20 protein-coding genes, 2 tRNA genes and 3 rRNA genes are annotated in these 25,640 nt (G+C 65.9%); 13 read left to right on the top strand and 12 right to left on the bottom strand.

Going from position 1 to position 25,640, the window contains the following annotated elements:
• Positions 1–291: an antibiotic biosynthesis monooxygenase family protein gene (locus CAL11_RS15145; protein WP_033465468.1), complete on the bottom strand. Its 291-nt coding sequence runs from the start codon at positions 289–291 to the stop codon at positions 1–3.
• 136 nt (positions 292–427) lie between these two features.
• Between CAL11_RS15145 and CAL11_RS15140 the strand changes: the two genes are divergently transcribed.
• The 5 genes from CAL11_RS15140 to CAL11_RS15120 all read left to right on the top strand — a co-directional run bounded on the left by CAL11_RS15140 (position 428) and on the right by CAL11_RS15120 (position 3,926).
• On the top strand, positions 428–727 hold the full coding sequence (locus CAL11_RS15140) for a YciI-like protein (RefSeq protein WP_033465470.1): 300 nt from the start codon (positions 428–430) through the stop codon (positions 725–727).
• A gap of 68 nt (positions 728–795) precedes the next feature.
• Positions 796–1,698, top strand: coding sequence for an EamA family transporter (locus tag CAL11_RS15135; protein ID WP_033465472.1), 903 nt, complete (start codon positions 796–798; stop codon positions 1,696–1,698).
• 3 nt (positions 1,699–1,701) lie between these two features.
• Positions 1,702–2,472 (top strand): TSUP family transporter, encoded by a 771-nt coding sequence (locus CAL11_RS15130; RefSeq protein WP_086093371.1) that lies wholly within the window; start codon positions 1,702–1,704, stop codon positions 2,470–2,472.
• 385 nt (positions 2,473–2,857) lie between these two features.
• Positions 2,858–3,307, top strand: coding sequence for a hypothetical protein (locus CAL11_RS15125; protein ID WP_003810211.1), 450 nt, complete (start codon positions 2,858–2,860; stop codon positions 3,305–3,307).
• A 55-nt stretch (positions 3,308–3,362) separates the two neighbouring features.
• Positions 3,363–3,926, top strand: a complete 564-nt coding sequence (locus CAL11_RS15120; RefSeq protein WP_003810214.1) for a hypothetical protein — start codon at positions 3,363–3,365, stop codon at positions 3,924–3,926.
• Positions 3,927–3,934: 8 nt separating this feature from the next.
• Here CAL11_RS15120 and CAL11_RS15115 read toward each other — a convergent pair whose 3' ends face one another.
• On the bottom strand, positions 3,935–6,355 hold the full coding sequence (locus tag CAL11_RS15115) for a DUF3772 domain-containing protein (protein ID WP_086093370.1): 2,421 nt from the start codon (positions 6,353–6,355) through the stop codon (positions 3,935–3,937).
• 144 nt (positions 6,356–6,499) lie between these two features.
• Positions 6,500–7,411, bottom strand: a complete 912-nt coding sequence (locus CAL11_RS15110; RefSeq protein WP_086093369.1) for a LysR family transcriptional regulator — start codon at positions 7,409–7,411, stop codon at positions 6,500–6,502.
• 223 nt (positions 7,412–7,634) lie between these two features.
• On the opposite strand from CAL11_RS15110, the gene CAL11_RS15105 reads away from it, so the two are divergent.
• The gene (locus CAL11_RS15105; RefSeq protein ID WP_033465482.1) at positions 7,635–9,152 is read left to right on the top strand and encodes an acetyl-CoA hydrolase/transferase family protein; all 1,518 of its coding nucleotides are present in this window, start codon (positions 7,635–7,637) and stop codon (positions 9,150–9,152) included.
• 49 nt (positions 9,153–9,201) lie between these two features.
• Here CAL11_RS15105 and CAL11_RS15100 read toward each other — a convergent pair whose 3' ends face one another.
• Both CAL11_RS15100 and CAL11_RS15095 read right to left on the bottom strand, forming a co-directional pair.
• Positions 9,202–10,176, bottom strand: coding sequence for a bile acid:sodium symporter family protein (locus CAL11_RS15100; RefSeq protein ID WP_033465484.1), 975 nt, complete (start codon positions 10,174–10,176; stop codon positions 9,202–9,204).
• 204 nt (positions 10,177–10,380) lie between these two features.
• The gene (locus CAL11_RS15095; protein WP_086093368.1) at positions 10,381–11,346 is read right to left on the bottom strand and encodes a LysR substrate-binding domain-containing protein; all 966 of its coding nucleotides are present in this window, start codon (positions 11,344–11,346) and stop codon (positions 10,381–10,383) included.
• 88 nt (positions 11,347–11,434) lie between these two features.
• Here CAL11_RS15095 and CAL11_RS15090 point away from each other — a divergent pair, with 88 nt between their 5' ends.
• The 6 genes from CAL11_RS15090 to rrf all read left to right on the top strand — a co-directional run bounded on the left by CAL11_RS15090 (position 11,435) and on the right by rrf (position 17,843).
• Complete coding sequence (locus tag CAL11_RS15090) at positions 11,435–11,683, top strand: DUF1127 domain-containing protein (protein WP_157668852.1); 249 nt, start codon at positions 11,435–11,437, stop codon at positions 11,681–11,683.
• A gap of 867 nt (positions 11,684–12,550) precedes the next feature.
• A 16S ribosomal RNA gene (locus tag CAL11_RS15085) occupies positions 12,551–14,081 on the top strand.
• A gap of 97 nt (positions 14,082–14,178) precedes the next feature.
• A tRNA-Ile gene (locus tag CAL11_RS15080) sits at positions 14,179–14,255 on the top strand.
• A gap of 20 nt (positions 14,256–14,275) precedes the next feature.
• A tRNA-Ala gene (locus tag CAL11_RS15075) sits at positions 14,276–14,351 on the top strand.
• 322 nt (positions 14,352–14,673) lie between these two features.
• A 23S ribosomal RNA gene (locus tag CAL11_RS15070) occupies positions 14,674–17,555 on the top strand.
• 175 nt (positions 17,556–17,730) lie between these two features.
• Positions 17,731–17,843: ribosomal RNA gene (gene rrf, locus CAL11_RS15065) — 5S ribosomal RNA — on the top strand.
• The 16S, 23S and 5S rRNA genes sit together here with 2 tRNA genes alongside, the layout of an rRNA operon.
• 845 nt (positions 17,844–18,688) lie before the next feature.
• Here the strand turns inward: rrf and CAL11_RS15060 are convergent.
• The 7 genes from CAL11_RS15060 to CAL11_RS15030 all read right to left on the bottom strand — a co-directional run bounded on the left by CAL11_RS15060 (position 18,689) and on the right by CAL11_RS15030 (position 23,903).
• Entirely contained in the window at positions 18,689–19,312 is a 624-nt protein-coding gene (locus CAL11_RS15060; RefSeq protein ID WP_086093366.1) for a Maf family protein, read from the bottom strand.
• Positions 19,313–19,323: 11 nt separating this feature from the next.
• On the bottom strand, positions 19,324–19,794 hold the full coding sequence (rlmH, locus tag CAL11_RS15055; protein WP_086093365.1) for a 23S rRNA (pseudouridine(1915)-N(3))-methyltransferase RlmH: 471 nt from the start codon (positions 19,792–19,794) through the stop codon (positions 19,324–19,326).
• An 11-nt stretch (positions 19,795–19,805) separates the two neighbouring features.
• On the bottom strand, positions 19,806–20,192 hold the full coding sequence (gene rsfS, locus CAL11_RS15050) for a ribosome silencing factor (RefSeq protein ID WP_033462034.1): 387 nt from the start codon (positions 20,190–20,192) through the stop codon (positions 19,806–19,808).
• A 61-nt stretch (positions 20,193–20,253) separates the two neighbouring features.
• Positions 20,254–20,847, bottom strand: a complete 594-nt coding sequence (nadD, locus tag CAL11_RS15045) for a nicotinate (nicotinamide) nucleotide adenylyltransferase (protein ID WP_086093364.1) — start codon at positions 20,845–20,847, stop codon at positions 20,254–20,256.
• On the bottom strand, positions 20,838–21,749 hold the full coding sequence (hemF, locus tag CAL11_RS15040) for an oxygen-dependent coproporphyrinogen oxidase (protein ID WP_033462036.1): 912 nt from the start codon (positions 21,747–21,749) through the stop codon (positions 20,838–20,840). The genes nadD and hemF overlap by 10 nt, the downstream gene beginning before the upstream one ends.
• Before the next feature lie 15 nt (positions 21,750–21,764).
• Positions 21,765–23,105, bottom strand: coding sequence for a phosphoribosylamine--glycine ligase (gene purD, locus CAL11_RS15035; protein ID WP_208617556.1), 1,341 nt, complete (start codon positions 23,103–23,105; stop codon positions 21,765–21,767).
• 66 nt (positions 23,106–23,171) lie between these two features.
• Entirely contained in the window at positions 23,172–23,903 is a 732-nt protein-coding gene (locus tag CAL11_RS15030; RefSeq protein WP_033462039.1) for a YebC/PmpR family DNA-binding transcriptional regulator, read from the bottom strand.
• 156 nt (positions 23,904–24,059) lie between these two features.
• Here CAL11_RS15030 and CAL11_RS15025 point away from each other — a divergent pair, with 156 nt between their 5' ends.
• Complete coding sequence (locus tag CAL11_RS15025) at positions 24,060–25,580, top strand: helicase HerA-like domain-containing protein (protein WP_167382511.1); 1,521 nt, start codon at positions 24,060–24,062, stop codon at positions 25,578–25,580.
• Positions 25,581–25,640: the final 60 nt, after the last annotated feature.

Here is a 25,640-nt window from a genome sequence, read left to right as displayed (position 1 = left end):
CTACAGCACCTTTTGCTCGTGGTGGACCTGGGGCGGCCCGGCAAAGCACTCGCCCACCAGTTTGCGCCATTCCTGGAAATCGGCCGATTGGCGGAAATCCACCATATGGTTGTCCACCGTCTCCCAGTCCACCACCAGCGTGTAGCGTTGCGGCTCCTCGATGGAGCGGTGCAGGGCCACGCCATGGCAGCCGCGCGCGCGCATGAACAGCGGCCGGGCCTGCGCCACGCCTGCTTCGAAATCGGCCTCGCGGCCGGGTTGCACCAGGATGCTGGCAATTTCCTGAATCATTGAAGCGTCTCCCCTTGGTCGGGCCGCCGGCTTGGCGGCACCGCGGCAGTATGACGCAAAAGTGCCCGCGCCGGCGGTCCGGGCCGGAGGCTGGGCGTATGATGCAGGTTCGACCGCGAGCCCAAGGAGGCGCGTCATGCATTACCTGCTTTTCTACGATGTGATCCCGGAGTACCCGGCGCGCCGCGCGCAGTACCGCGCCGAACACCTGGCGCTGGCCCGCGCCGCGGCGCAGCGCGGCGAGCTGGTGCTGGCCGGCGCGCTGGCCGATCCGATCGACGGCGCCGTGCTGTTGTTCACCGGCGATACGCCGGCCGCCGCCGAGGCATTCGCGGCCGCCGACCCATACGTACGCGAGGGGCTGGTTACCCATTGGCGCGTGCGTCCGTGGACCACGGTAGTGGGCGACCAGGCCAGCCAGCCGGTGCCCGACTGATTCTTCCCACCCTCCGCATTCCCTGCATCCTGTCCAGTGCGGGCGCGCCGCGCCCCTGACCGCGCATCATGCCCCTGTCCCATTTGTTGTTGGCGTTATCGGTGGTTTTCATCTGGGGCACGAACTTCGTCGTCATCAAGTGGGCGCTGGCGGACTTTCCGCCGTTCCTGTTCGCGGCCCTGCGCTTCCTGTTGTCGGCGCTGCCCTGGATACTGCTGTTGCGCCGCCCCGCGGTGCCCTGGAGCCGGCTGGCGGCCTTCGGCGTCCTGCTGGGCGTGGGGCAGTTCGGCGTACTGTACTGGGCGATGCAGCGCGACATCACGCCGGGGATGGCCTCGCTGCTGGTGCAGTCCCAGGTCTTCTTCACCATCCTGATGTCCATGGCCTTCACGGGCGAGCGCATGCGCCTGTGGCAGGCCTTGGCGCTGGCGCTGGCGGTGGCCGGCTATGCGGTGGTGGCCTGGTACAGCGTCGCCGATCCGGGCGCGGCCATCACCTTGCTGGGCGTGGGCCTGGTGCTGCTCGCCGGGCTGAGCTGGGCCTGCGCCAACATGGTGGCGCGCACGGCGGGGCGGGTCAACATGGTGGCGTTCATCGCCTGGAGCAGCCTGTTCGCCGTCCCCCCCATCCTGCTCATCAGTCTTTTGGCCGAGGGGCCGGCGGCCATCGCCCAGGCCGTGACCCATGCATCGCTGGCGGCCTGGACGGCGGTGCTGTGGCAGGCCGTGGGCAATACCGTATTCGGCTTCGGCGCGTGGAACTGGCTGCTTGCCCGCCATCCCGCCACGACCGTCGCGCCCACGGCGCTCCTGGTGCCGGTGTTCGGCATGCTGGCCTCGACGCTGCTGCTGGGTGAAAGCCTGCCCGGCTGGAAGCTGTCCGCAGCCGCGCTGGTGCTGGGCGGGCTGGCCCTCAACCTTTATGCGGGGCGGCTGGACGCCGCCGCGCGCATGGCACGGGCCGGCCGCTGAATCATGAGCATCCTGCAGCACGTGTTGTTCCTGGCCTGCGTCGCGCTGGCCACTTACGCGCAAACCATGACGGGCTTCGCCTTCGGGCTGGTGCTGCTGGGGCTGACCGGCCTGCTGGCGGTCGCGCCCTTGCCGGACATGGCCAATACGGTGAGCATCCTGACCCTGGTCAACGCGCTGGTGGTCCTCGGCCGCGCGCGGCCGCAGGTCGACTGGGCGCTGGTCCGGCCGGCCCTGCTCAGCAGCCTGGCCGGCGTCGCGCTGGGCGTCTTCATGCTCGACTGGATCTCCGGCAGCGCCGCCGTGCTGCTGCAGTGGCTGCTGGGGCTGACCATCCTGGCGTGCGCGGTCCAGCTGGTGGCGCGCGCGCGGCCGCTGGCGCGCGTCTCGTCGCGGCGCAGCTTCGTGGGCTTCGGCGTGGTGTCCGGCGTGCTGGGCGGGCTGTTCTCCAGCGCCGGGCCTCCCATGGTGTATCACCTGTACCGCCAGCCGCTGCCGCTGGCCGCCATACGCAACAGCCTGCTGATCCTGTTCTCGTGCAATGCCATGACGCGCCTGGTCCTGGTCGGCGCGCAGGGCAGCCTGCGCGCCATCACCTTCTGGCTCAGCCTGGAGGCATTCCCGGTCGTGGTCGCGCTTACCTGGCTGGTGCGCCGCTACGCATCGGCGCGCTCCATCCATACGGTCAAGCGCCTGGTGTTCGTGCTGCTGGTGGCCGCCGGACTGGGCCTGCTGGTCCCGGCCAGCGGCGCGCTGTGGGCCATGCGGCATTGATCGCAGCACTGCGAAAGTCGGGCCATTGGGATGATCGCGCTTAGGCATGAGCGCAAAACGGCTGGCGCCGCGCCGCGTTCCACGCCATAAGCATGAAGCCGCGCGGCGGTGCTCATGCGCCTGCGATCGTGCAAACGGCGCGGCGACACCGTCGCGCCCGCTTGCGGCTTAATCCGCACGGGGCAGGGTCGCTCCGCCAAAACTCATGCAAACGCCCCGATCGGCCTTTTGCCGGATTCCGGCAGGCTGGGCGCGCGGCAATCATTGCCTCACCGGCGCTTGAGTTCTGTTGCATAAAACAAAGGGGAGCCAGGCGGCGGTCCGCCTGCCGGTCGGAAATCGGCGAGCGTGTTCCGTCGCTTTACGGAATCGGAGGAACCCTGAAATGAAGAAGATCGCAACTTTGGCGGCGTTGGCGGCATCCGCCGCGCTGGTTGGTCCGGCCCTGGCCGGCGGCAGTCACAGCAGCAGCGGCGTCGGCGCCTATGGCGGCTCGGTCAAGGGATCGGTGGAATCGATCTCCAACGGCAGCGCGGCGGCCGCCAGCCAGGTCATGGGCACCGGCTTTTCCAAGCAATTCGCCAGCGGCGAAACCAGCGGCTACGCCAGCATGGGCGGCGCCATCCATCGCGACGGGGTCGAAGTCTGGACCGATACGTCGCAATACTCGAAGACCAACGGTTTTGGCATGACCGGCGGCAATGCCCCCGCGCAGATCGGCGACGTCATCGTCAATGGCGCTGGCGCCTTCGCCGAGAGCAATACCGAAGCGATCGCCAAGGGCAAGTTCCAGATGTTCCAGATCGGCCGGATCGGCGGCTACGGGCATCGCTGAAACACGTCAACCCAGAACGCCGGACGGTTCCGGCCGTCCGGTACAAGGGGGCATCATGAAGACCATGCTAGTCGTACTTTCGCTGTCGCTGGCCTCGTTCGGCGCCGCCGCGCAGACCAGCACCAGCAACGCCACGTCGTCGACCAGCGCTTCGGCGGGCGTGAACGCCGCGGGCAATAGCCAGGGTGTGACATTCAACTCGGACAACAGCGGCTCCAGTTCCCTCAAGACGGTGCCCGCGGTGGGTGCGGCAGCCTTCTACGGCTCGTTCTCGACCGACAGTTGCATGGTCTCGGGCGGCGCCGGCGGCGCGGTGCTGGGGTTCGGCATGAATTTCGCGGTGCCGGTGGAAGACCAGAATTGCAGTCTGCGGCGCAACTTCGAACGCACCATGCAAGCGGCGGCCTCGACCAAGGATGACTCGAAGGCGCGCAAGCTGGAAACCGCCGCGATAGACATGCTGTGCCAGACCGACGACGCCACCCGCGCCGCGCTGTCGGCGCAAGGGCTGTGCTCGGATCTCACGCCGGTGGCCGTCGTGCCGTCGGTGCGCCGCCAGGTGCCGGTCAACGCGGCCGCCGCGCGCGCCCGCATCGACGACCTGTATACGCCGGGCTGACGCCCGCTTCAGCGCGACTGCGGCGGCGCGCTGGCCATGACGGCCGGCGCGTCCGGCGCCGGCGGCGCCTGGGGCTCGCGCAACAGCATCGTGCTGGGCGGCGCCATGTCCAGGCCGGCGTCGGCCAGCTGCTTCAGGACGCGGAACCACAGGTCGCTGCGCACGGTATAGGCCGAACGCGGCGAGCTCACATAGCCCTTGGCGTTGAAGATCAGGTGGCCGCCCTCGATGCCGTCCAGGTAGACCGCGGCGGCAGGGTTGTCGAGGATGTCGTCGTGCGCATCGAAAATCTCCAGCATCAGGGTGCGCACCTGCTCGGCGTCGACCGACAGCGGCATCGGCAGCCTGATCTGCACCACCCCCAGCGGATTGGCATGCGTGACGTTGCGCACCGTCTTGGTAATGAATTCGGAGTTGGGCACGATGACCGTCGAACGGTCTCCCATCTGGATTTCGGTGGCGCGCACATTGATGCGCAGGATGTCGCCCTCGACGCCTCCCAGCGAAACCCAGTCGCCCACTTTCACCGGCCGCTCGGCCAGCAGGATCAGGCCCGAAACGAAATTCTGCACCACTGCCTGCAGGCCGAAACCGATGCCCACCGACAGCGCGCTGGCGATCCACGCCACGCGTTCCAGGCCCAGGCCGAGCGCGGACAGGCCCAGCGCGGCGGCGGTCACCACGCCGGCGTAGCCGAACAGCGTGGCGGCGGAAATCTGCATGCCCGGATCGAGCTCGGTGGTCGGCAGGTAGCGGGTGGTCAGCCAGCGCTTGAGCAGCCGCACGATCAGCAGGCTCAACGCCAGGACCAGCAGGGCCTGCAGCAGGGCGGCGGGACGGATCTGCACCTCGCCGATCTGCAGGCCCTTGTGCAACTGGTCCAGGCGGTGCACCAGGTCCATCGGGCCCTCGCCGAACGGCGACAGCACCAGCACCACCGCGGCCAGGATGACCGCCACCCGGCAGGCCCCCGACAGCAGCACCGCGGCCTGCGTGCGCAGGCGCGACTGGGCGCCGGCATCGTCGCCGCGGCTCGATCCCAGCAGGGTGCTGAAACCGTCGTCGATCAGGATGACCAGCAGGTAGGTCGAGCACAGCACGATCAGCGTCCACATGGCCTGCTTGATGAGGAACGTACCGAACGCGGCATAGCCGATGATCAGCGTGAGCAGGCCGGTGCATAGCACCGACCACAGTGCGGTGTTGAGCACGGCCAGCCAGAACGGCCGCGGCGGCGCGCGGTTGTCCTCGCTTTCCTGCGCAAGCTGCCGGCGCACGCGCTCGGCGCGGGCCAGCGCAGTCAGCAGCACCAGTCCCAGCACGGCGGCCATCACCACGCCCAGCGTGATCGTGCTGGTCAGGCTGGAGTTCAGCAGCACCGGCAGGCGTTCGGCCAGCCAGATCGCCACCACCAGCAGGCCCAGCGTCGGGGGCAGCCAGCGCAGGGCGCGCGCGACCTGGTCGGGAACCGGCGGCAGCCGCCAGGTCGGGCGCATCGTCGACAGCAGCGCCTGGCCCAGTCCGCCCACATAGCCGCCGAAACAGACGGTGGCCACCAGGTTGGACAGCAGGGTCTCGGTGCTGTCCGACAGGCTGGCGCTCCAGGAAATGCCCGTGCGCAGCAGTTGCGCGATGAGACCGGGCGTGGCCACCCAAAGCAGCACGATGGTCAGCGCCAGGAAGGAGCGGCGCAGGCGGCCCGGCGGCAGCTTGGTGGCGGTCAGCTGCAGGATGACGCGGCCGATCCAGGCGCGCAGCGCCGCCACCGCGGCCATGGCCACCAGCAGCATCCCCCAGATCCAGGCCGGCGTCTGCAAGGCCGCCTCGGCCAGCTCGTCGCGCAGCGCCGCCAGGCGCGTCAGGTCGCGCGGGACCTCGGCGCGCCATTCGGTCCAGAATTCGCCCGATACCACCGAGTCGCGCCGCTCGCCCAGCCGCGCCTGGAATTGATTGCGCCGCAGCGCGGAAATCTGCTCGGCGGTCTGGCCGGCCTCGACCGACAGCAGGCGCGCCAGCTTGACCTGCGCATCCAGGTTACGGTGCGTCTTTTCCAGTTGGGCGCGTTGCTGGGCCACGTCCGGCGCTTCCTTGGCGCCTTCGGCCACGGCCCCGAGCTCGCTCAGCCGGGCCGAAACGCTGGCCAGCTGCGGCCCCAGCGTTTCGGCCAGCGCGTCCGCCTTGGCCTGGATGTCCAGCACCTCGGAGCGGTTCTTCACCAATTGGGGGTCGTCGGTCTTGTCGTCGAGCTGCTTGCGGATGTCGTCGACCTGCTTGCGCGCCTGGGTGAGGATGGCGTCGGCGTCGGCCGCGGTGGGCGGCTGCGCGCCGGCGGGCAGCGCGGCGCACAGCGCCGCCAGGGCCAGCAGCAGCATGGCCAGCAAGGTGCGCGGCGCGAGGCGGCGCGGGGAAAATGACGGATTCATGGTCATGGCCGTTACTGCCGTCGTTGGGGGCGCATCTTCCCCGCCGGCGGCAGGTGGAACGAGGGTTTTCCAGGATCACCGGAGAAAGGCAGTTTACGCGCTTGGCGGCCGGCGGCTGCGACCGCTCGCAAGCGCTGGTTGCGCGGCGTATCAGCGGGCGGGCTTGCGGGCGGGTGGGCCGTTTCCCAGCACCTCGGCGGCCACCTCCAGCCAGGCGCGCGCCGCATGGGACAGATAGCGGTCGCGTACGCGGATATGGCCGATTTCCCATTGCAGGCCGGCCTTGGCCAGCCGCGCCGTGCTCAGCCCGCGCGTCTTCAGCCGCTGCATCAGCGGTTCGGGCAGCAGCGCCACGCCCAGGTCGGCCGAGGCCATCGCGGCCAGGAAGTCCCAGTGCGCGCTCTGTGCCGCGATGCGCGGCGCAAAACCGGCCTGCGCGCAGGCCTGGCGCAGGCGGCGGGTGAGCGCGAAATCGTCGGTGGGCAGCAGCAGCGGCAGATCGCGCAGCGCCGTCAGCGGCAGGGCGGTCTTGCCCGCCCAGGCGGCCGCCGGCGGGCCGATCACCCAGAGCGCATAACTGCCGAACCGGGTGGCCTGCAGCGGGCCGGGGTCCTGTATGGGCAGGACGGTGGCGCCCACTTCCAGTTCGCCGGCGGCCACCAGGCGCTCGACCGCCTGGCCGGTGTCCTCGCGCAGGCTCAGGCGAATATGCGGATGGCGTTCGCGAAAGCGTTTGACGACCGGCGTGAACAGCAGGTTGATCATCGGCGGGATGCCGACCTCGAGCTCGCCGCGCTGCAGATCGACCGCTTCGCGCACCTCCGCGTCCAGCTGGCGCATGGCGCCCAGGATGTGCAGGCCGCGCTCGTAGACGATGCGGCCGGTATCGGTCGGGCGGGCCGTGTGTCCGTCGCGGATCAGCAGCGGCGTGCCGACCTCGTCCTCCAGCTGGCGGATCATCTTGCTGACCGTGGATTGGGTCACGAACAGCGCGCGCGCCGCTTGCGTGAAGCTGGCCGTACGTACGGTCTCGACGAAGTAACGCAAGGCGCGCACGTCCATGGCGGAAACTCGCAAATGATGAAAAAAACGACTCGATTGAATGATTTTAAGTCATTACGAGATTTACGGTGGGCTGCCTATACTGCGGAAAAATTTGGTCGCACCGGCCATCCGGTGGACGTTTTGACGGAAAAACGCCGCGGCAGACGGCGTCCGGGCACAGGAGGCGCGACGCAACCCCCCCGGACTGCGCGCCGTGGCTCCATTGATGTCTGGAGACAGCATGCATCTCGATCGTATTCGCCATCCTGGCCTGCGCGCCCGGTTGGCTTCCCCCCAGGAAGCGGCCCGGCTGGTCCACGACGGCATGACCGTCGGCATGAGCGGATTCACGCGCGCGGGGGACTGCAAATCGGTGCCGGCGGCGCTGGCTGAAAGAGCCGCCACCGAACCGCTGCGCATCACGCTGCTCACCGGCGCCTCGCTGGGGCATGACACCGACAAGCTGCTGGCCCAGGCCGGCGCGCTGGCGCGCCGCATGCCGTTCCAGGTCGACACCACGCTGCGGCGCAAGATCAACCAGGGCGAGGTCGCCTTTGTCGACCAGCACCTGTCCGAAACCGTCGAGCAATTGCGCGCCGGCCATATCGGCCCCATTGACGTCGCCATCGTCGAGGCGGCGGCCATCACCGAAGACGGCGGCATCGTGCCGACCATGTCGGTCGGCAACTCGGCCTCGTTCGTCGAGCAGGCCCGCCTGGTCATCGTCGAGCTCAATCTCGGCGTGCCCGCGGCCATCGAAGGCCTGCACGACATCGTGATCCCGGGCGCGCGGCCGGGCCGCCAGCCCCTGCCGCTGGTGTCGGTCGACCAGCGCATCGGCGCGCCGTGCATCGCCGTGGACCCCGGCAAGATCGCCGCCATCGTCGTCACCAACGAGCCGGACAGTCCCTCCAACGCCTTGCCGCCCGACGAGGAAACCGGCGCCATCGCCGGTCACATCGTCGACTTCCTGCGCAACGAGGTTCGCCTGGGCCGCCTGGGCCGCTCGTTGCTGCCCCTGCAGGCCGGCATCGGCACGATCGCCAATGCCGTGCTGCATGGCTTCGGCGAGTCGGAATTCGAGGGGCTCACCATGTATTCGGAAGTGCTGCAGGACAGCGCGATCGAACTCCTGGACCAGGGCAAGCTGAGTTTCGCCTCGGCTTCGTCCATCACGGTCTCGCAGCCGGTGTACGAACGCATCCTGGGCAACATCGAGCACTACCGGCGCCGCATCGTGCTGCGCCCGCAGGAAATCAGCAACGCGCCCGAGCTGGTGCGCCGCCTGGGCGTGATCGCCATCAATACGGCGCTGGAGTTCGACATCTACGGCAACGTCAACTCGACCCACGTGGGCGGCACCCATATGATGAACGGCATAGGCGGTTCGGGCGACTTCGCGCGCAACGCGCACCTGTCCATCTTCGTGACCAAGTCCATGGCCAGGAACGGCGATATCTCCAGCGTGGTGCCCATGGTCTCGCACGTGGACCACAACGAGCACGACGTCGATATCCTGGTGACCGAGCGCGGGCTGGCCGACCTGCGCGGGCTGGCGCCGCGCGAGCGCGCCCGCGCCGTCATCGCCCATTGCGTGCATCCCTCGTACCGCGATGCGCTGCGCGATTACTTCGAGCGCGCCTGCCGGCGCGGCGGGCAGACGCCCCATCTGCTGGAGGAGGCCTTCTCCTGGCACCAGCGCTACAACGAAACCGACACGATGCGGCCGGCGGCGCCGGCGGCCCGGCGCGTGGCCTGAATGCGCGGCGGGCCCCCATGCGGAGGGCCGCGCCGGCAAGCCGGCTGGTTCAGCGCGCGGCCGTGGCCGGCGAGGCCGGCGCCGGCGCGTGCGCCTCGTCGTCCTTGAAGCGGCGCAGCAGCGTCGCGGCCAGCGGGCCCGAGATGTTGTGCCAGACGCTGAAGATCGCGCTGGGCACGGCGGCCAGCGGCGAGAAGTGCGCGGTGGCCAGCGCCACCCCCAGTCCCGAGTTCTGCATGCCCACCTCGATCGACAGTGTCTTGCGCTTGGCCACGCTCAGCCCGCAGGCCTTGCCCAGCAGATAGCCGATCAGCAGGCCCAGGCCGTTATGCAGCACGACCACGGCGAAGATCATCAATCCGCTGGTGGCGATACGGGCCTGGTTGCCGGCCACCACGGCCGCCACGATGGCCACGATGGCGGCCACCGACACCAGCGGCAGCGCGTCCACGCACACCTTGACCTTCTCGCGCAGCAGGTACTGCGCCAGCACGCCCAGCACGATGGGCAGGATCACCACCTGCACGATGGACCAGAACATGGCCGCCGCGCTGACCTCGATCCATTGGCTGGCCAGCAGGTAGATCAGGGCCGGCGTGACGATGGGCGCCAGCAGCGTCGTCACCGACGTGATGGCCACCGACAGCGCGACGTCGCCGCGGGCCAGGAACGTCATGACATTGGAAGCGGTCCCGCCCGGGCAGCAGCCGACCAGGATGACGCCGACCGCCACTTCGGGCGGAAGGTCCAGCACGGTGGTCAGCAGCCAGGCCAGCGCGGGCATGATGATGAACTGGCCGAGCACGCCGATCAGCACGTCGCGCGGGCGGCGCAGCACCTCGCGGAAGTCGTCTTTCGACAGGGTCAGGCCCATGCCGAACATGATCAGGCCCAGCAAGGGAACGATGTATTGCCCCAGCCACTTGAAGTGGTCGGGCGAGTAGTAGGCAAGCGCTGCGAACAGCAGCACCCAGATGGCGAAGGTATTGCCGACGAAGCGGCTCAGGCGGGCGATGGCCTGCATGGCGTGGTGATTCCTTGAAGCATGGCCCGCCGATGCGGGCGCGCGGCGGCATTGCCGCGCGGGCGGCGGACCGGTGAAGAACATGGCGAACGCGGCGGGCGCACGCGCGCCGGCGGGTTGCCGGGGGCGTACGCGTGCGCCGGGTGGGCGCATGAACGGGCGCCCGCCGTGTACGCGGGCAGCCAGGCCGTCAGGGGCAGGATTCTACGCCGGTGGCCCGGCGCGCCGGCGCCGTGGCCGCGCGTCACCGGCCTCGGGCGCCAGCATGGCGCGCGCCAGCGCCAGCTCGTCGTGCAGCCATTGGCGCAATGCCTGCAGCGGCGGCCACTCGCCCAGTTCGGGCCGGTAGACCAGGTGGAAGGTCTGCCGTTCCTCGGCGGCGATGGCCAGCGGCGAAAGGCGCACCAGGCGGCCCGTGGCCAGCGCATCGGCGGCCAGCAGTTCGCGCACCAGCGCCAGCCCCAGGTTCTGTTCGGCCGCCTGGGCCAGCATGCCGCCGTCGTTGAACAGCGCGACCGGCTTGATCGTGGCGCGCACGCCGGCTGCCTGGAACCAGGCCTGCCACAACCCCTGTTCTCCCAGCAGCGGCTCGTGCGCCAGCCGTTGCGGGTCCGCGCCCGCCAGGCGCCGCGCCGTGGCCGGCGCCGCCACCACGATCATGCGCGTGGGCGTATCGAACAGCGGCTCGGATTGCTGGCCGGCCCAGGGGCCGCGCCCGAACCGCAGCGCGGCATGAAAGCCCTCGCGGTGCAGGTCCGCGACCTGCTGCGAGGTTTCGATTTCCAGGGCGATATCCGGGTGGCGCGCATGCCAGCGCGCCATGCGCGGCAGCAGCCACAGCTGCGCCAGCGAAGGCAGTACCGAAATGCGCAGCCGCAGTCCGGAGCCGGCCGCCGCCGCCGCCGCGGCCTGGACGCCTTCGTCCAGCAGCGCCAGGGCCGGTTCGGCGGCGCGCAGCAGCGCCTGCCCGGCGGGGTTGAGCACCAGGCGGCGCGCACGGCGGTCGAACAGGGCGAAGCCCAGCTGGGTTTCCAGCGTGCGGATCTGCTGGCTGACGGCGCTGTGCGTCAAATGCAGCTGCAGCGCCGCGGCGCGCAGGTTCTGCAGCTCGGCGACGACGCGGAACACGGGCAGGACGTTCAGGGGCAGGCGGCTCATATTGGTAAGAATAACTGACCATCATGGACAGAACAATTTGATTTTCAGGGGACAGCTGGATGCTTATCCTGAACACCTATGCTTGTTCACGGAGATTTCCATGACCGCGACCACCTGCTCCCCCATCATCCTGCCGACCCGCTCCCCAGGCGACGGCGCCGCGCCCGCGTCCGGCTGGCATGTCCGCCTGCGGGCCTGGGTCGTACGCCGCCTCCAGGTGCGCGCCCTGGCCGAAGTGATGGAGATGGACGAACACATGCTCAACGATATTGGCGCGCCGCCATGGATCAAGCTGGAGGCGGCCGCCCACCAGGCGCGCGCACGCCGTGGCTTCACGCGTACCTGGTAAGACGGGCCGGAGGGCCGCCGTGGGTCAGGTGGCGCCGCCGGGCTTGCCCCGGCGCGGGCTGTGCTGCCACTACATATATATATACGGGGCGTGTGGGGGCACCTTGCCGCCGGGGCAGCCGCGGGGGCAGGCGGGGCAGCCTCTGCGCGTCGGCGGGTTTGTCGGGCCTTTTGTTGCGGCGTTTTGACAGCCTGCGCAAACGTGCTATAGTTCGCCCCCTTCGCAGCCCGGGTTATCCCGCAAGCGAAGCCGGAACCGCGAATCCCGCGGTTTGCAGGTTCTCCGCCCAGGTGCGGGAGCCGGCAAGCCAGGGCAGGAAGCGCGGGCAACACCGGGGCAGGGCGAGCGGGATTAAGCCGATGGGCGGTTCCCGGGGTTCTGGCAGGTGTTGTTGCACGACGGTTAACGAATCGCTGCCTTCGGGTTGCAAGTTCTGCAAAAGTCGTGTTATAGTTTCGGGCTTGGCAGTTGCCGAAACCCAAGGGTTAACCCTGATGCCGATAGGCGCGGGTGCTGGGGTTTCGAGAAGTGCCAGGCGAGAGGCGCAGGCCTTGAGGAAGGAGCGAGTCGGAGTTGCGGTGCAAGCCAGGCCAACTTGACAAGCTGAAAAAACTTCTTCATAATCTCGTTTCTCTGCTGCTGAGAACGCAGCGCCGGTCGGAAGGCCGGGTGGCAGGACCGCTCTTTAACAATTTAACAACCGATAAGTGTGGGCACTTGGTGCGAGCGCACGATGGCGGATTCGTCTGTCATCACAAGCGAAGCATTATCAAGTGCTCACTGAATGAAGTAAGGTTTTTTAAACCTCACTTCCTTTGAGCAAGCGATACGGATCCTGGCTTAGGTCAGGGTCCACACACAGAGATTGAACTGAAGAGTTTGATCCTGGCTCAGATTGAACGCTGGCGGGATGCTTTACACATGCAAGTCGGACGGCAGCACGGGCTTCGGCCTGGTGGCGAGTGGCGAACGGGTGAGTAATGTATCGGAACGTGCCCAGTAGCGGGGGATAACTACGCGAAAGCGTGGCTAATACCGCATACGCCCTACGGGGGAAAGCGGGGGACCTTCGGGCCTCGCACTATTGGAGCGGCCGATATCGGATTAGCTAGTTGGTGGGGTAACGGCCTACCAAGGCGACGATCCGTAGCTGGTTTGAGAGGACGACCAGCCACACTGGGACTGAGACACGGCCCAGACTCCTACGGGAGGCAGCAGTGGGGAATTTTGGACAATGGGGGCAACCCTGATCCAGCCATCCCGCGTGTGCGATGAAGGCCTTCGGGTTGTAAAGCACTTTTGGCAGGAAAGAAACGGCACGGGCTAATATCCTGTGCAACTGACGGTACCTGCAGAATAAGCACCGGCTAACTACGTGCCAGCAGCCGCGGTAATACGTAGGGTGCAAGCGTTAATCGGAATTACTGGGCGTAAAGCGTGCGCAGGCGGTTCGGAAAGAAAGATGTGAAATCCCAGGGCTTAACCTTGGAACTGCATTTTTAACTACCGGGCTAGAGTGTGTCAGAGGGAGGTGGAATTCCGCGTGTAGCAGTGAAATGCGTAGATATGCGGAGGAACACCGATGGCGAAGGCAGCCTCCTGGGATAACACTGACGCTCATGCACGAAAGCGTGGGGAGCAAACAGGATTAGATACCCTGGTAGTCCACGCCCTAAACGATGTCAACTAGCTGTTGGGGCCTTCGGGCCTTGGTAGCGCAGCTAACGCGTGAAGTTGACCGCCTGGGGAGTACGGTCGCAAGATTAAAACTCAAAGGAATTGACGGGGACCCGCACAAGCGGTGGATGATGTGGATTAATTCGATGCAACGCGAAAAACCTTACCTACCCTTGACATGTCTGGAATCCCGAAGAGATTTGGGAGTGCTCGCAAGAGAACCGGAACACAGGTGCTGCATGGCTGTCGTCAGCTCGTGTCGTGAGATGTTGGGTTAAGTCCCGCAACGAGCGCAACCCTTGTCATTAGTTGCTACGAAAGGGCACTCTAATGAGACTGCCGGTGACAAACCGGAGGAAGGTGGGGATGACGTCAAGTCCTCATGGCCCTTATGGGTAGGGCTTCACACGTCATACAATGGTCGGGACAGAGGGTCGCCAACCCGCGAGGGGGAGCCAATCCCAGAAACCCGATCGTAGTCCGGATCGCAGTCTGCAACTCGACTGCGTGAAGTCGGAATCGCTAGTAATCGCGGATCAGCATGTCGCGGTGAATACGTTCCCGGGTCTTGTACACACCGCCCGTCACACCATGGGAGTGGGTTTTACCAGAAGTAGTTAGCCTAACCGCAAGGGGGGCGATTACCACGGTAGGATTCATGACTGGGGTGAAGTCGTAACAAGGTAGCCGTATCGGAAGGTGCGGCTGGATCACCTCCTTTAAGAGCTTAGGTGCTCGTATTAAGTGTCCACGCTTATCGGTTGTTGTTATATAGCTGCTGGATCGGTGGCTGCTGATCCGAGAGAGAGAGGTTTCGCGGGTCTGTAGCTCAGTCGGTTAGAGCACCGTCTTGATAAGGCGGGGGTCGTTGGTTCGAATCCAACCAGACCCACCAAGGTTTCCTGAGAGGGAAATGGGGGTGTAGCTCAGCTGGGAGAGCGCCTGCTTTGCAAGCAGGATGTCATCGGTTCGATCCCGTTCACCTCCACCACGCGCCTGTTTCTGAGCAAGGGTGTGGGGCGAGAGGCGAGACCAGAAGGCGAGAGAGCAACGCTTAGTGCTGCGAGTCAGTGTTAAGCGTTGGGTTTTGGCCCGACAGCTATATATGTTCTTTAACAATTTGGAAGAAGCACAACGTAAAGTGTTCGTTTAGTAGTCGGTGCGAGCCGATGAAGACGGATACGGGTTGTGATTGCATGATTTTGTTCCAAGTCTCAAGACTGGCTGGGCGCGCAAGCGTTTGGTCAGATGCTTTGAACTTATGAACGGCACAAGCGCGAATGAACAGCACCTATAAGACTTTAGTGTTATAGGATCAAGCGACTAAGTGCATATGGTGGATGCCTTGGCGATCACAGGCGATGAAGGACGTAGTAGCCTGCGAAAAGCTGCGGGGAGCTGGCAAACAAGCATTGATCCGCAGATATCCGAATGGGGAAACCCACCGCGCAAGCGGTATCCCTGGCTGAATACATAGGCCAGTGGAGGCGAACCGGGTGAACTGAAACATCTCAGTAGCTCGAGGAAAAGAAATCAACCGAGATTCCGAAAGTAGTGGCGAGCGAAATCGGAAGAGCCTTTACGATTTAGCATTTTGCATAGTCGAACGGAATGGAAAGTCCGGCCGTAGCAGGTGATAGCCCTGTAGACGAAATGCAGAGTGTGGAACTAGGCGTAAGAGAAGTAGGGCGGGACACGTGAAATCCTGTCTGAAGATGGGGGGACCATCCTCCAAGGCTAAATACTCGTGATCGACCGATAGTGAACCAGTACCGTGAGGGAAAGGCGAAAAGAACCCCGGAAGGGGAGTGAAATAGATCCTGAAACCGTATGCATACAAACAGTCGGAGCCTCTTTATGGGGTGACGGCGTACCTTTTGTATAATGGGTCAGCGACTTACATTCAGTGGCGAGCTTAACCGAATAGGGAAGGCGTAGCGAAAGCGAGTCCGAATAGGGCGTCCAGTCGCTGGGTGTAGACCCGAAACCAGATGATCTACCCATGGCCAGGTTGAAGGCACGGTAACACGTGCTGGAGGACCGAACCCACTAGTGTTGAAAAACTAGGGGATGAGCTGTGGATAGGGGTGAAAGGCTAAACAAATCTGGAAATAGCTGGTTCTCTCCGAAAACTATTTAGGTAGTGCCTCAAGTATTACTGCAGGGGGTAGAGCACTGTTATGGCTAGGGGGTCATGGCGACTTACCAAACCATGGCAAACTCCGAATACCTGCAAGTACAGCTTGGGAGACAGAGCACCGGGTGCTAACGTCCGGACTCAAGAGGGAAACAACCCAGACCGCCAGCTAAGGTCCCGAATTATCGCTAAGTGGGAAACGAAGTGGGAAGGCATAGACAGTCAGGAGGTTGGCTTAGAAGCAGCCACCCTTTAAAGAAAGCGTAATAGCTCACTGATCGAGTCGTCCTGCGCGGAAGATGTAACGGGGCTAAGCGATAAACCGAAGCTGCGGGTGTGCACTTTTAGTGCACGCGGTAGGAGAGCGTTCTGTAAGCCTGCGAAGGTGGCTTGTAAAGGCTGCTGGAGGTATCAGAAGTGCGAATGCTGACATGAGTAGCGATAAAGGGGGTGAAAAGCCCCCTCGCCGTAAGTCCAAGGTTTCCTGCGCAACGTTCATCGGCGCAGGGTGAGTCGGCCCCTAAGGCGAGGCAGAGATGCGTAGCTGATGGGAAGCTGGTTAATATTCCAGCACCGTCGTACAGTGCGATGGGGGGACGGATCGCGGAAGGTCATCAGGGTGTTGGAAGTCCCTGTTGCTGCATTGAAGATGGCGCTTAGGCAAATCCGGGCGCGTAAATCAAGGGTGTGGCACGAGCGAGCAAGTCTCGCGAAGTGATTGGAAGTGGTTCCAAGAAAAGCCTCTAAGCTTCAGCTGTACGAGACCGTACCGCAAACCGACACAGGTGGACGGGATGAATATTCCAAGGCGCTTGAGAGAACTCAGGAGAAGGAACTCGGCAAATTGATACCGTAACTTCGGGAGAAGGTATACCCTGGTAGTGTGATGCGCCTGCGCGCTGAGCATGAAGGGGTCGCAGAGAATCGGTGGCTGCGACTGTTTATTAAAAACACAGCACTCTGCAAAGACGAAAGTCGACGTATAGGGTGTGACGCCTGCCCGGTGCCGGAAGGTTAAGTGATGGGGTGCAAGCTCTTGATCGAAGCCCCGGTAAACGGCGGCCGTAACTATAACGGTCCTAAGGTAGCGAAATTCCTTGTCGGGTAAGTTCCGACCTGCACGAATGGCGTAACGATGGCCACACTGTCTCCTCCTGAGACTCAGCGAAGTTGAAGTGTTTGTGATGATGCAATCTACCCGCGGCTAGACGGAAAGACCCCATGAACCTTTACTGTAGCTTTGCATTGGACTGTGAACCGGCCTGTGTAGGATAGGTGGGAGGCGCAGAACTCGAGTCGCCAGATTCGAGGGAGCCATCCTTGAAATACCACCCTGGTTTGTTTGCGGTTCTAACCTTGGTCCGTTATCCGGATCGGGGACAGTGCATGGTAGGCAGTTTGACTGGGGCGGTCTCCTCCCAAAGCGTAACGGAGGAGTTCGAAGGTACGCTAGGTACGGTCGGAAATCGTGCTGATAGTGCAATGGCATAAGCGTGCTTGACTGTGAGACTGACAAGTCGAACAGGTGCGAAAGCAGGACATAGTGATCCGGTGGTTCTGAATGGAAGGGCCATCGCTCAACGGATAAAAGGTACTCTGGGGATAACAGGCTGATACCGCCCAAGAGTTCATATCGACGGCGGTGTTTGGCACCTCGATGTCGGCTCATCTCATCCTGGGGCTGTAGCCGGTCCCAAGGGTATGGCTGTTCGCCATTTAAAGAGGTACGTGAGCTGGGTTTAAAACGTCGTGAGACAGTTTGGTCCCTATCTGCCGTGGGCGTTGGATACTTGACGGAGCCTGCTCCTAGTACGAGAGGACCGGAGTGGACGTACCTCTGGTGTACCGGTTGTCATGCCAATGGCATTGCCGGGTAGCTAAGTACGGAAGAGATAACCGCTGAAGGCATCTAAGCGGGAAACTCGTCTGAAGATTAGGTATCCCGGGGACTAGATCCCCCTGAAGGGTCGTTCGAGACCAGGACGTTGATAGGTCGGGTGTGGAAGCGCAGTAATGCGTTAAGCTAACCGATACTAATTGCCCGTGAGGCTTGATCCTATAACTCTCAAGTCTTAATTATTACCGCTGGACAGTAAGCGCCAGCGCCGTTCATACCAACACAACATACATACGCAACCCGCGTCGCTGCCAGTCCCAACCGACTGCCAGGCGCACGCTGTGCTTCTTCCAGATTCAAGCCGTTGACCATGCGTCAACCGCTTAGCCGGTTACGCCTGACGACCATAGCAAGGTGGTCCCACTCCTTCCCATCCCGAACAGGACAGTGAAACGCCTTCGCGCCGATGATAGTGGATGTACATCTGTGAAAGTAGGTCATCGTCAGGCTTTTATTGCTCAAAACCCCGCAGCCTCACGGCTCGCGGGGTTTTGTTTTTTGGGGTGCGCAACCATGCGCGCCCGCTGCGGGGCGCCTCGCCCCGGCCCCCGGCACCCGGCGCCCCGGGTGCCTGTCCCCGAACGGGGACTGGCACGCCGCCACGCCACCACAAAATCCGCGCTCGTCTCAGCGCCACGCGTACCGCCCCTGCGACGGAATTGCGCGGGGGATGTCCATGCGCGTCCTCAGACCGAGGATGGCCATGGCCGCACACGGGGTGTCGGTCCCCTGCGGGGACAGACACCCGTGGAGGCCGGCCCTGCTGCGATGCGTGGATGCCTGTGCCAGCATGGGAACTGATCTCTGTGGCAGGGTGTGCCTGTCCCTACTGGGACAGGCGCACCGTCGCAGACCACGAACGGTTGACGGCCAGGAGGGTATCCGTCCCAGCACGGGGACCGGCACGCCGCCACGCCACCACAAAATCCGCGCTCGTCTCAGCGCGACGCGTACCGTCCCTGCGACGGGATTGCGCGGGGAGATGTCCATGCGCGTCCTCCCTCAGACCGAGGATGGCCATGGCCGCACACGGGGTGTCGGTCCCCTGCGGGGACAGACACCCGTGGAGGCCGGCCCTGCTTCGACGCGCGGGCGCCCGTCCCGGCATGGAACTGACCTCTGCGGCAACGTGTGCCTGTCCCTACTGGGGCAGGCACACCGTCGCACGCCATGAACGATAGACGGGCAGGAGGGTATCTTGTACGCCGACTACGAGTATGCCAAGGGCGCGCGGTTCGAGGCGCCCTGGACCTTGGGGTATCGCTACAGCTGGTGACCGCGCCGCCGGCGTCGCTCAGGGCACGGCGATGCCGGCGCTGCGCAGCAGGCTGGCGGTTTCGTAGATGGGCAGGCCCATGACGCCGGTGTAGCTGCCGGCGATGTGCGAGACGAAGGCGCCGGCCAGGCCTTGTATGCCGTAGGCGCCGGCCTTGCCGTCGGGTTCGCCGCTGTCGCAGTAGCGTTGCAGTTCGGTTTGTTCGAGGACGCGCATGCGCACGCGCGTGATGGAGACGTCTTCGTACAGCCGGCCCTGGTGGCACAGGGCGACGGCGGTATGGACTTCATGCTCGCGGCCGGACAAGGCCGAGAGCATGCGCAGTGCGTCGGCGCGGTCGGCCGGCTTGCCCAGCACGATGCCGTCGAGAATGACGGTGGTGTCGGCGGCCAGCAGCGGCAGGTCGGGAAGCCGCTGGCTGTGCAGCCACGCCTGTCCGCGCTCGGCCTTGTCGCGGGCAGTGCGCCGGACGTAGTCGCACGCGGCTTCGCCCGGATGTTGCGGTTCGTCCTCGCCCGGCGGCGTGGGAACGCGCAGCACGGTGTGCGCCAAGCCGATCTGCAGCAGCAGTTCGCGGCGTCGCGGGCTGGCCGAAGCCAGGTAGAGGCGGGGCGGGTTGGCGGCAAGGGTGGCGTCGGACATCGGCGGACCGCTCAGGCGCGGTGATAGGGGTGGTTGGTCATGATGGCCCAGGCGCGGTAGAGCTGTTCGGCCAGCAGGACGCGCACCATGGGGTGCGGCAGCGTCAGCGAGGACAGGCGCAGCAGGCCCTCGCACGAGGCCTTGAGGCTGGCGTCCAGGCCGTCGGGGCCGCCGACCAGGAAGGCGACGTCGCGCCCGCCGGCGCGCCATTTTTCCAGTTGCTGCGACAGCGCCACGGTGGTGAGATCGCGGCCGCGCTCATCGAGCGCAATGCGCAGCACGCCGGAGGGTAGCGCCGTTTCGATGCGGCGCGCTTCGGCGGCCATCATCTGCGCCGGCGTCTTGCCGCTGGTGCGCGGTTCGGGCTTGATTTCGCGCAGTTCAAGCGCGCAGTCGGAGGGCAGGCGTTTGGCGTAATCATCCCAGGCGGTTTCGACCCAGCCTGGCATGCGGGTGCCGACCGCGGCGACGAGGAGCTTCATCGCCCCGCCGGCTACAGGGCGCCGGCGCCGGGGATGGCGGGGCGCGTCGATTCGGGCAGCAGTTTCACGCGTACCGGCTTGCCGCCCCAGATTTCTTCGAGGTTGTAGTACTGGCGGATGGCGGGTTGCATGACGTGCACGACGATGTAGCCCAGGTCGACGACGACCCATTCGCCGGTGTCTTCGCCTTCGACGGTGATGCCGGTCAGCTTGAGCGCGCGGCCGCGATCGGCCACGCTGGATGCCAGCGCCCGGGTCTGGCGGTTGGAGGTGGCGCTGGCGATGATGACGCGGTCGAACAGACTGGTCAGCTCGCTGGTGTTGAACACCTTGATGTCTTGCGCCTTGACGTCCTCGAGGGCGTCGATGACGGCGCGTTGCAGTTTTTGTATATCCATAACGATAAATATAACCCGCGGCGCGGGTGTCAATGTGGCGGACTGGGCCCGTCGGGCGGGTTCAGCGGTACAGGTGATGCGTGGCGATATAGGCCGCGACCGGCTCGGGCAGCAGGCCGTCGGTGGCGGCGCCGGCGGCCAGGCGCTGGCGAATGTCGGAAGCCGAGACAGCCATGGGCGCGAAGGGCAGTTCGTGCAGCTGGCGCTGGTGCGAGGCCAGCCACGCGGCCAGTTCGGCCGGCGGGGCCAGCGAGGCGCCGGGCCGGGTGGCGACGGCCAGCTCGACGCGGGCGGCGATATCCTGCCAGTTGCGCCAGGTGCAGAAATTCTGCAGCTGGTCGGTGCCCAGCAGCCAGAAGTACCGCGGGCCGGCGGGCAGGGCGCGCACGGTGTCCGCGGTGTAGGTGGCGCCGCCGCGGTCGATTTCCACCGGGTTGATGGCCAGGGCGGGGTGGCCGGCAATGGCCAGTTCCAGCATCCGCAGGCGGTGTTGCGCCGTGGCTTTCAGGGGTTGGCGTTGCCAGGGGTTGGCGGCGGGTATCAGTTGCACCTGGTCCAGCCCGAGGAACTGCCGCGCGGTGTCGGCCAGCGCGATGTGCGCGACGTGCACCGGGTCGAAGCTGCCGCCGAGCAGGCCGATGCGCGTCACACCCATTCCCGGGGTCGCAGGAAGTCGGCCAGGGCGGCCTCGGGCGTGCCGGGCTGCGGCTGCCAATCGTAGCGCCATTGCGCCAGCGGCGGCATGGACAGCAGGATGGATTCGGTGCGACCGCCCGACTGCAGGCCGAACAGGGTGCCGCGGTCGAACACCAGGTTGAATTCGACGTAGCGGCCGCGCCGGTAGGCCTGGAAGTCGCGTTCGCGCTCGCCATAGGGCGTGTCGCGGCGGGCCTGGACGATGGGCAGGTAGGCGGGCAGGAAGCTGTCGCCGACCGAGCGCGTGAGCGCGAACGAGGCGTCGAAGCCGGGTTCGTTCAGGTCGTCGAAGAAGACGCCGCCGATGCCGCGCGTTTCGTTGCGGTGCTTGAGGAAGAAGTATTCGTCGCACCACTGCTTGTAGCGCGGGTAGTAGGCGGCGCCGTGCGCGGCCAGCGCGTCGCGGCAGGCGCGGTGGAAGTGGCGCGCGTCGTCCTCGAACGGGTAGTACGGGGTGAGGTCGAGCCCGCCGCCGAACCAGAAGACGTCGGACTCGGCGTGCCCGGGGCGCGCGGCGGCCACGAACATGCGCACATTCATGTGCGTGGTGGGCACATAGGGGTTGCGCGGATGCAGGACCATGGAGACGCCCATGGCTTCCCAGGCGCGGCCGGCCAGTTCGGGGCGGTGGGCGCTGGCCGACGGCGGCAGGCGCGTGCCCTTGACATGGCTGAACAGCACGCCGGCGCGTTCGAACAGCTGGCCGCCCTCGAGCAGGCGCGACACGCCGCCGCCGCCTTCGGCGCGCTGCCAGGCATCGGTGCGAAACGCCTCGCCGCCGGCCTGTTCGAGCGCCGCGACGATGCGGCCCTGCAGGTCGGTGAGGTAGTCGCGTACGGCGGGAATGGCTACGGCGGTCATGGCGCTAAACGGCGATCAGGCGTTGGACTTGGGGGCTTTCTGCTGCGAGGGCTTGAGCGCGCGCCAGCCGATGTCGGTGCGGTACTGACGGCCGTCGAAATGAATCGCGTCGACGGCCTCGTAGGCGCGGTCGCGCGCGATGCGCACGGAGTCGCCCAGGGCGGTGACGCACAGCACGCGTCCGCCGGTGGTCTTGGTGGCGTCGCCGTCCAGGGCGGTTGCCGCGTGGAACACCATGCAGTCTTCCGTCTCGGCGGGCAGGCCGGCGATCACGTCGCCGGTGCGCGGCGTGGCAGGGTAGTTGTGGGCGGCCAGCACCACGCCCAGCGCGGTGCGGCGGTCCCAGGCGATGTCGGCCTGGTCGAGCGTGCCGTCCACGGCATGCTCGAACGCATCGAGCAGGTCGCTCTTGACGCGCATCATGATGGGTTGCGTTTCCGGGTCGCCCATGCGGCAGTTGTATTCCAGCGTCTTGATGGGCCGGTCGGGATCGTCGCCGGCGGCGATCATCAGGCCGGCATACAGGAAGCCGGTGTAGGGGATGCCGTCGCGCGCCATGCCCTGCACGGTCGGCAGGATGATTTCGCGCATGATGCGGTGGTGCAGCTCGGGGGTGACGACCGGCGCGGGCGAATAGGCGCCCATGCCGCCGGTGTTGGGGCCGGCGTCGCCGTCCTTCAGGCGCTTGTGGTCCTGGCTGGTGGCCAGGGCGAGCACATGGCGGCCGTCGCACATGACGATGAAGCTGGCTTCTTCGCCGGTGAGGAATTCTTCGATCACCACGCGCGCGCCGGCCTCGCCCAGCGAGCCGTCGCCCAGCATGGCGTCGATGGCGCCATGCGCTTCGTCCAGCGTCATGGCGACCACCACGCCCTTGCCGGCGGCCAGGCCGTCGGCCTTGATCACGATGGGCGCGCCGTGCTGGTCGACGTAGGCGTGAGCCTGGGCCGGGTCGGTGAAGGTTTCGTAGCGCGCCGTCGGGATGGCGTGGCGCATCATGAAGGCCTTGGCGTAATCCTTCGAGCTTTCCAGCTGCGCGGCCGCCTTGGTGGGGCCGAAGATCTTCAGGCCGCGGGCGCGGAACACGTCGACCACGCCGGCCGCCAGCGGCGCCTCCGGGCCGACCACGGTCAGCGACACGCCTTCGCGCTGGACGAAGTCGGCCAGTTCTTCGGCGTCGGTCAGCGGTACGTTCTCGAGCTGCTCGCCCTGCGCGGTGCCGCCGTTGCCGGGCGCCACGTAGACCTTGTGGACGCGCGGGGAACGGGCCAGACGCCATGCGAGGGCGTGTTCGCGGCCGCCCGAGCCGATTACCAGGAGTTTCATGTTGCGGGGTTTCTGAAGGTTGCCACTCATGCCCGTGGAGAAGGCGCGGCGCTTGCAGGGCAAGGCCGGAAAACGGGCGGCACGCCGCCCGGACGGTTATTGCGCTTCGTCGAACACGACGTTGGTGTAGACCTCCTGCACGTCGTCCAGGCCTTCCAGGACGTCGAGCAGCTTCTGCATCCTGACGGCGTCGTCGCCGGTGAGCTCGGTTTCGTTGAGCGCCTTCATGACCACGCCGTCGACTTCCGCCTTCAGGCCTGCGGCCTCGAAAGCCTGGCGCACGGCGGCGAAATCGGCCGGCGCACAGATGACTTCGATGACGCCTTCCTCGTCGGTGGCGACGTCCTCGGCGCCGGCCTCCAGGGCGGCCTCCATGACGGCATCCTCGGAGGTGCCGGGCGCGAACACGAACTGGCCGCAGTGCTTGAACATGAAGGCCACCGAGCCTTCCTGGCCCAGGTTGCCGCCATGCTTGGCGAAGGCGTGGCGCACTTCGGCGACGGTACGGGTGCGGTTGTCGGTCATGCAGTCGACGATGACCGCCGCGCCGCCGATGCCGTAGCCCTCGTAGCGGACTTCCTCGTAGCTGTCGCCGTCGGCGCCGCCGGCGCCGCGCTGGATGGCCCGCTGGATGTTGTCCTTGGGCATGTTGGCGTCGGTCGCCTTGTCCCAGGCCATGCGCAGGCGCGGGTTGCTGTCAGGGTCGGCGCCGCCGGCACGCGCGGCGACGGTGATTTCACGGATGATCTTGGTCCAGAGCTTGCCCCGCTTGGCGTCCTGGCGGCCCTTGCGGTGCTGGATATTGGCCCATTTACTGTGTCCGGCCATGGCTTCTCGAAGAATTTATCGGCAAAGATGCCTATTTTAGCCTGCCTGGGGCCCCGCCGCCCCGCGGGGGGGGATGTCCTGCGCGCCATGGCCCACAAGCGGCGGCCCAGGCTCTACACTTGGGCGTCCGATTTTGCCCCCTTCCGGAGAGCCGTTATGCCTGATCCCATTGTTATCGCCAAGAACGCCCAGGCCGAGCTGGCGCTGCTGCCCGCGCTGGCCAACCGGCATGGCTGCATTACCGGCGCCACCGGTACGGGCAAAACGGTGACGCTTCAGGTGCTTGCCGAGGCATTCTCCCGCATCGGCACGCCGGTTTTCATGGCTGATGTAAAGGGAGATCTGACCGGGATTTCGCAGGCGGGTACGCCGTCGCCAAAGTTGCAGGAGCGCCTGAAGAACCTGGGCCTGCCCGAGCCGGCATGGGGAGCCAGCCCGGTATCGCTGTGGGACGTGTTCGGCGAGCAGGGCGTGCCGATCCGCGCCACGGTGTCGGACATGGGACCCTTGCTGCTGTCACGGATGCTGGAGCTCAACGATACCCAGGAAGGGGTGCTGACGCTGGTGTTCCGCGTGGCCGACGACGAAGGGCAGTTGCTGCTGGACCTGAAGGACTTGCGCGCCATGCTGCAGAACGTGGCCGATCGCTCGGCCGAGCTGAAGACGCGCTATGGCAACGTGTCGGCGGCCACGGTGGGCGCCATCCAGCGCGGCCTGCTGCGGCTGGAGTCGCAGGGCGCCGAGCAGTTCTTCGGCGAGCCCATGCTGGACGTGCACGATCTGCTGCGCACCGACGCGCAGGGGCGCGGGATGGTCAACATCCTGGCGGCCGACAAGCTGATGCAGGCGCCGCGCCTGTACGGGGTATTCCTGCTCTGGCTGCTGGCCGATCTGTACGAGAAGCTGCCCGAGATCGGCGACCCGGAGCAACCCAGGCTGGTGTTCTTCTTCGACGAGGCGCACCTGCTGTTCAACGATGCGCCGTCGGCCCTGCTGGACAAGATCGAGCAGGTGGTGAGGCTGGTGCGTTCCAAGGGCGTGGGGGTGTACTTCGTGACGCAGAATCCGCTGGACATCCCGGACACCGTGCTGGGCCAGCTGGGCAACCGTATCCAGCACGCCTTGCGCGCCTTCACGCCGCGCGACCAGAAGGCGGTCAGGACGGCGGCGCAGACGATGCGTCCGAATTCCGGGCTGGATATCGAGGCCGCCATCACGGAGCTCGGGGTGGGCGAGGCCCTGGTCTCGCTGCTGGACGCCAAGGGGCGGCCCGCTCCGACCGAACGCGCCTGGATCCTGCCGCCGGGCAGCCGTATCGGCCCGGCCACCGACGCCGAGCGCCAGGCCTTGCGGCAGGCCATGCCGCTGGCGCCCAAGTACGAGCAGGCCATCGACCGCGAGTCGGCCTACGAGGTGCTGACCGCGCGCGCCGCGGCCGATACGCCGGCCGCGGGCGGCGCCGGCGCGCCGGCCGGCCGGAATGGCGCGCCGGCCGCGCCCGCCGAGGAAGGCGGCCTGATGCAAGGCATCAACGAAGTGCTGTTCGGCTCGACCGGCCCGCGCGGCGGCAAGCGCGACGGCGTGGTCCAGAGCGTGGCCAAGAGCACGGCGCGCCAGATGGCGCGCGAACTGGTGCGGGGCGTGCTGGGGTCGCTGCTGGGATCGCGGCGGCGCTGAATTGCCGGCGGCGCGCGACAGCCGCCGCAAGTTGTGCATACACTGTCAGCCATCATCCCA

The sequence above is a fragment of the Bordetella genomosp. 6 genome (assembly GCF_002119705.1).
GTDB lineage: Bacteria > Pseudomonadota > Gammaproteobacteria > Burkholderiales > Burkholderiaceae_B > Bordetella > Bordetella bronchiseptica_F.
Note: the sequence above shows the minus strand (reverse complement) of the source record. Positions and strands in the feature narration are given on the sequence as shown.